Source organism: Actinomadura bangladeshensis (assembly GCF_004348335.1).
Taxonomy (GTDB): Bacteria; Actinomycetota; Actinomycetes; order Streptosporangiales; family Streptosporangiaceae; genus Spirillospora; species Spirillospora bangladeshensis.
In genome coordinates this window covers 1-4,451 of record NZ_SMJW01000409.1, presented here as the reverse complement: position 1 = coordinate 4,451, position 4,451 = coordinate 1, and the positions used below count along the sequence as shown (strand labels likewise).

Genomic DNA, 4,451 nt, shown 5'->3' with positions numbered 1-4,451 from the left:
CGCCCGCACCTGCACCCCCGCACCCACCGCAAATGGGTGCCAGCCCCCATGGCCGTTCACGCCCTCTTGCCGCATGGTGGAAGTTCGCCGCGTATTTTCCCCGGCGACCCCCGACACCGACCTGCAAGGGAGCCCATGGCGATGACGGTCAACAGCGCGGTCAACGGCGCACCCGGCGGCGCGGCGGCCTCGCAGGCCCGCGAGCTGCTCGAACAGGAGCGCCGCACCCACATCGCGGAACTGGAGCTCCTCGCCGGCGAGAGCGCCCCCGACGAGGCCGTCATGGCCCGCCGCGGCACCCTGGAGGGCAACCTGGAGGAGATCGACGCCGCCCTCGCCCGCCTCGGCGACGGCACCTACGGCCTGTGCGAGGACTGCCGCAAGCCGATCCCCGAGGGCCGCCTGGAGATCATCCCGTACGCCCGCCGCTGCGTGAACTGCCAGCAGCGACGACGGTGACCACCGCCACGGCGCCGCCGGACGGCCCGCGCGCCGCCCTCGACCTCGGCAGCAGCCGCATCCGCGCGAGCGTGCCCGCCCTGGACGTGATCGTCGACCGCCCGTCCACGGTCGGCGGCCCCGTCCAGATCACCACCGGTCGCCGCCGCGCCCGCGCGGTCCCGGCCCGCCCCATCGAGCACGGCATGGTCGCCGACGCCGGCGCCTGCACCCGGCTGACCCGCCTGACGCTCATGGAGGCCGACCCCGGCCTGCGGCTCCGGCACGTCCTGCTCGCCGTGCCCGCCGCCGCCAGCGGCACCCAGCTCGGCCGCGCGGCCAACGCCGTCCGCGCGGCCGCCGGCTGCCCCGTGCGGACCATGGAGGCGCCGCTCGCCGCCGCCATCGGCGCCGGCATCGCCGTCGGCGACCCGCGGCCCCGGCTCATCATCGACATCGGCGCCGGCATCGTCGAGATGGCCGTCGTCATGCGCGGCCGCGTCCACTCCGCGCGGTCCATCCAGTACGTCCCGGACCGGCAGGCCGGCCACCACGCACCCCGGTTGCCCGAGCACGTCCGCGAGCGGCTCGCCGCCGGCGTCCAGCACCTGCTGACCGACCTGCCCGCCCCGCTGCGCCGCACCGCCCGCGACGGCGGCCTCCTGCTCACCGGCGGCGGCGCCCGGCTGCCGTCGCTGCCGGGCCGCCTCACCGCCGAGATCAGCCTCACCATCACCATCGCGCGCGACCCGGCCCGCGCCACCATCCGCGGCCTCGCCCACGCCTGCCGCTCCCCCGACGCCTGGCGCCTCACCCGCGCCTGACCGGTACGGGCGACCGGTACGGGCGACCGGTACGCTACGCTACGTCCCGTGCAGTTCCTCATCTACGGGTAGAACGCCCCGCCGCCGCGGACCGCGGCGGCCTCCGGCGTCCCCGTAAACCGCCCTCCGCGGGCTTCTCCGAGGAACACTCCCGTGACACCGTCGTACGCGGCCGTCCTGCGCACGCCGCACGCCTTCCGCACCTTCGCCCTCGCGCTGCTGGGACGCCTGTCCTACGGGACGGTCTTCCTGTCCCTGACACTGGCGTTCACCGCCGCCACCGGCTCCTACGCCCGCGCCGGCGCGCTCCTGGCGCTGCTCGGCCTCACCGTCTCGGTCCTGTCGCCGCTGCGCGCCGGGCTCATCGACCGGCACGGGCCGCGCCGCGCCCTGCCGCCGATGGCCGCCGCCTACTCCCTCATCCTCGCCGCGCTGGCCGTCCTCACCTGGCGTCCCGGCGCCCCGTTCCCGCTGCTGGCCGCGCTCACCGCGACGGCCGGCGCCACCATGCCGCCGCTGGGCGTGGTCATGCGGACGCTGTGGAACGTCCTCGTGCCGGACGGGCCGCTGCTCCGGCGCGCCTACAGCCTCGACACCGTCTGCGAGGAACTGGTCTTCGTCGTCGGCCCGCTCCTGGCGGGGCTGCTGACCGCGGTCGCCTCACCGTCCCTCGGGATCGCGCTGAGCGCCGGCCTCGTCATCGCCGGGACCGCCGGCCTGATCACCTCCCCGGCGGTGGGGCCGCGGCCGCCCGCGCGCCGCCGGGGGCCGCGCGTGCGCGCCGTCCCGCTCGCCCCGTCCGCCGCCGCGGTGGCCACCGGCGTGGTGCTCGGCTCGGCCGGCCTGCTGGCCGTCGCGTTCACCCGGCACCACCAGCAGCCCGCCGCGGTCGCCTGGGTGGAGGCCGCGCTCGCGGTCGGCAGCACCCTCGGCGGCCTGGCCTACGGCGCGCTGAGCCGCTCCGCGCCCGGACGCGCCCGCCTCGCCGCCCTCCTGTGCCCGCTCGGGATCGCGCTGGCCGCCGCGGGCCTCGCGCCGTCCGTCCTCGCGCTGACCGCGGCGGCGTGCGCGGCCGGGCTGTTCATCGGCCCGACCCTGGCCACCGCCTACCTGATCGCCGACGCGACCGCACCGCCCGCCGCCCGCACCCGCGCGGCGGCCTGGGTCAACACCGCGCTGAACCTCGGCACCGCCGGCGGGACGGCCGCGACCGGCGTCCTGCTGGACGCGCTGCCCCTGCCGCTCTGCTACGCGCTCGCCGCGGCCCCGGCCGTAGCCGCCGCCGCGGCACTGCGGCTTTTGCCGGAACGGCAACGCGATTCGCCGGAACGAAAACTCCCGGCGCATCATCGGGGCATGGACGAGACCATGAGCAACGCAGAGTTCTGGGAAGCCCGCTACGCCGAGCACGACCACGTCTGGAGCGGCAACCCCAACGCCGTCCTCGTCAAGGAGGTCACCGGCCTGGCACCGGGCACCGCCCTGGACCTCGGCTGCGGCGAGGGCGCCGACGCCATCTGGCTGGCGCGGCGGGGCTGGCGCGTCACCGGCACCGACATCTCCCGCACCGCCCTCGATCGCGCCGCGCGCCACGCGGCGGACGCGGGCGTCGCCGACCGCGTCGACTGGCAGCGGCACGACCTTGCCGAGTCCTTCCCCGAAGGGGCCTACGACCTGGTCACCGCCATGTTCCTGCACTCGCTCGACGCGGCGATGCCGCGCGAGGCCATCCTGCGGCACGCCGCCGCGGCCGTCGCCCCCGGCGGCGTCCTGCTCGTCGCCGGGCACGCCGGGCCGCCGCCCTGGGACCCCGACGCCCACCCGCACGTCCACCTGCCCACCGCCGACGAGGTCCTGGCGTCCCTCGGTCTCCCGGACGGCGCCTGGGACGTGCTGCTCAGCGCCGAGAACGAACGCCTCCAGACCGCCCCGGACGGGACCACGATGACCCGCGTCGACAACGCCCTCAAGATCCGGCGCCGGCCGGCCTGAGCCCGGTCAGGAGCGGGCCGCCCCCTCCATCAGCGCGGTGAACTCCTCCAAGGAGATCTTGCCGTCCCCGTTGGCGTCGGCGGCCACGACCACCTCCACCGCCCGCGTGGAGGTGATGTCGTGGCCGAGCTTGCTCATCAGGTTCTTCAACTCGGCCGTCGAGATGTAGCCGTCGCCGTCGACGTCCACCAGCTCGAAGGTCGCCCTGTAGTCGTCCGCGTTCGCCATGGCTGCTCCTTGGTTGATCGATCGCGGGGCGACCGTAGCACCACGCCCTCGGCCTTTACGTAGTAAGGTCAGGCTTGATCGTCCGGTCCGCCATAATCGGACGGGTGCGCCACTCGCATGAGTTCCTCGACCATCCGGGCCCGATCCCCTTCGCCCACCGCGGTGGTGCGGGGTGCCCGGAGAACTCCATGGCGGCGTTCCAGCGCGCCACCGACCTCGGCTACCGCTACCTGGAGACCGACGCCCACGCCACCGCCGACGGCGTCGTGGTCGCCTTCCACGACCGCACGCTGGACCGCGTCACCGACCGCACCGGCGCCGTCTCCCGGCTCCCCTACGCGGAGGTCTCCAAGGCCCGCATCGCCGGCACCGAGCCCATCCCCCGCCTGGAGGACGTCCTCGGCTCCTTCCCGGACGCCCGCGTCAACATCGACCTGAAGGACGCCCACGTCATCGGCCCGCTCGCCACGACGCTGCACCGCACCAACGCCTGGAACCGGGTCTGCATCACCTCGTTCTCCACCCGCCGCCTGGCCCAGATGCGCGCCCGCCTGCCGCTGTTCACCGACCGCGACGTCTGCACGGCCCTCGGCCCCCGCGGCCTGATGGCGCTGCGCGCCCGCTCCTACGGCGGGCCCGCGGCCAAGCTCGTCCGGCTCGCCTCCACCGGGGTCGCCTGCGCCCAGGTCCCCTACGGCCTCGGGCCCGTCCCGTTCGTCACCGAGGCGTTCATCGACCACGCCCACCGCCTCGGCCTGCAGGTCCACGCCTGGACGGTCAACGACCCCGCCACGATGAAGCGCCTGCTGGACATCGGCATCGACGGCATCATGACCGACGAGCTCCTGACCCTCCGCCGCATCATGTCCGCCCGCGGCCTGTGGCCCCAGGCCACCGCCTGAGGAGACCCCCGTGGCCGCGGACGACACCTCCGACCCGTCCGGCACACCGGCCCGCGCCCCTACCTCC

General features: G+C 75.7%; 5 protein-coding genes. 4 read left to right on the top strand and 1 reads right to left on the bottom strand.

Annotation, left to right across the window (positions count from 1 at the left end; translation table 11 throughout):
* The first annotated feature begins 141 nt into the window (after nucleotides 1-141).
* The 3 genes from E1284_RS38785 to E1284_RS42745 all read left to right on the top strand — a co-directional run bounded on the left by E1284_RS38785 (nucleotide 142) and on the right by E1284_RS42745 (nucleotide 3,254).
* Nucleotides 142-459, top strand: coding sequence for a TraR/DksA family transcriptional regulator (locus E1284_RS38785; RefSeq protein WP_131945120.1), 318 nt, complete (start codon nucleotides 142-144; stop codon nucleotides 457-459).
* Complete coding sequence (locus E1284_RS38780; RefSeq protein ID WP_165965601.1) at nucleotides 456-1,262, top strand: rod shape-determining protein; 807 nt, start codon at nucleotides 456-458, stop codon at nucleotides 1,260-1,262. The genes E1284_RS38785 and E1284_RS38780 overlap by 4 nt, the downstream gene beginning before the upstream one ends.
* 153 nt (nucleotides 1,263-1,415) lie before the next feature.
* Nucleotides 1,416-3,254 carry an MFS transporter gene (locus E1284_RS42745; RefSeq protein WP_207924208.1) on the top strand — a complete coding sequence of 613 codons (1,839 nt, stop codon included), beginning with the start codon at nucleotides 1,416-1,418 and terminating at the stop codon, nucleotides 3,252-3,254.
* 6 nt (nucleotides 3,255-3,260) lie between these two features.
* Here the strand turns inward: E1284_RS42745 and E1284_RS38765 are convergent, their stop codons facing one another.
* The gene (locus E1284_RS38765) at nucleotides 3,261-3,482 is read right to left on the bottom strand and encodes an EF-hand domain-containing protein (RefSeq protein WP_131945118.1); all 222 of its coding nucleotides are present in this window, start codon (nucleotides 3,480-3,482) and stop codon (nucleotides 3,261-3,263) included.
* A 104-nt stretch (nucleotides 3,483-3,586) separates the two neighbouring features.
* On the opposite strand from E1284_RS38765, the gene E1284_RS38760 reads away from it, so the two are divergent.
* A complete protein-coding gene (locus E1284_RS38760) occupies nucleotides 3,587-4,384 on the top strand; it encodes a glycerophosphodiester phosphodiesterase family protein (protein ID WP_131945117.1) in 798 nt (265 codons plus the stop codon).
* Nucleotides 4,385-4,451: the final 67 nt, after the last annotated feature.

Coding starts and splice junctions, on each gene's coding strand:
- E1284_RS38785 (WP_131945120.1), top strand. CDS start 142: ATGACGGTCAACAGCGCGGTCAACGGCGCACCCGGCGGCGCGGCGGCC.
- E1284_RS38765 (WP_131945118.1), bottom strand. CDS start 3,482: ATGGCGAACGCGGACGACTACAGGGCGACCTTCGAGCTGGTGGACGTC.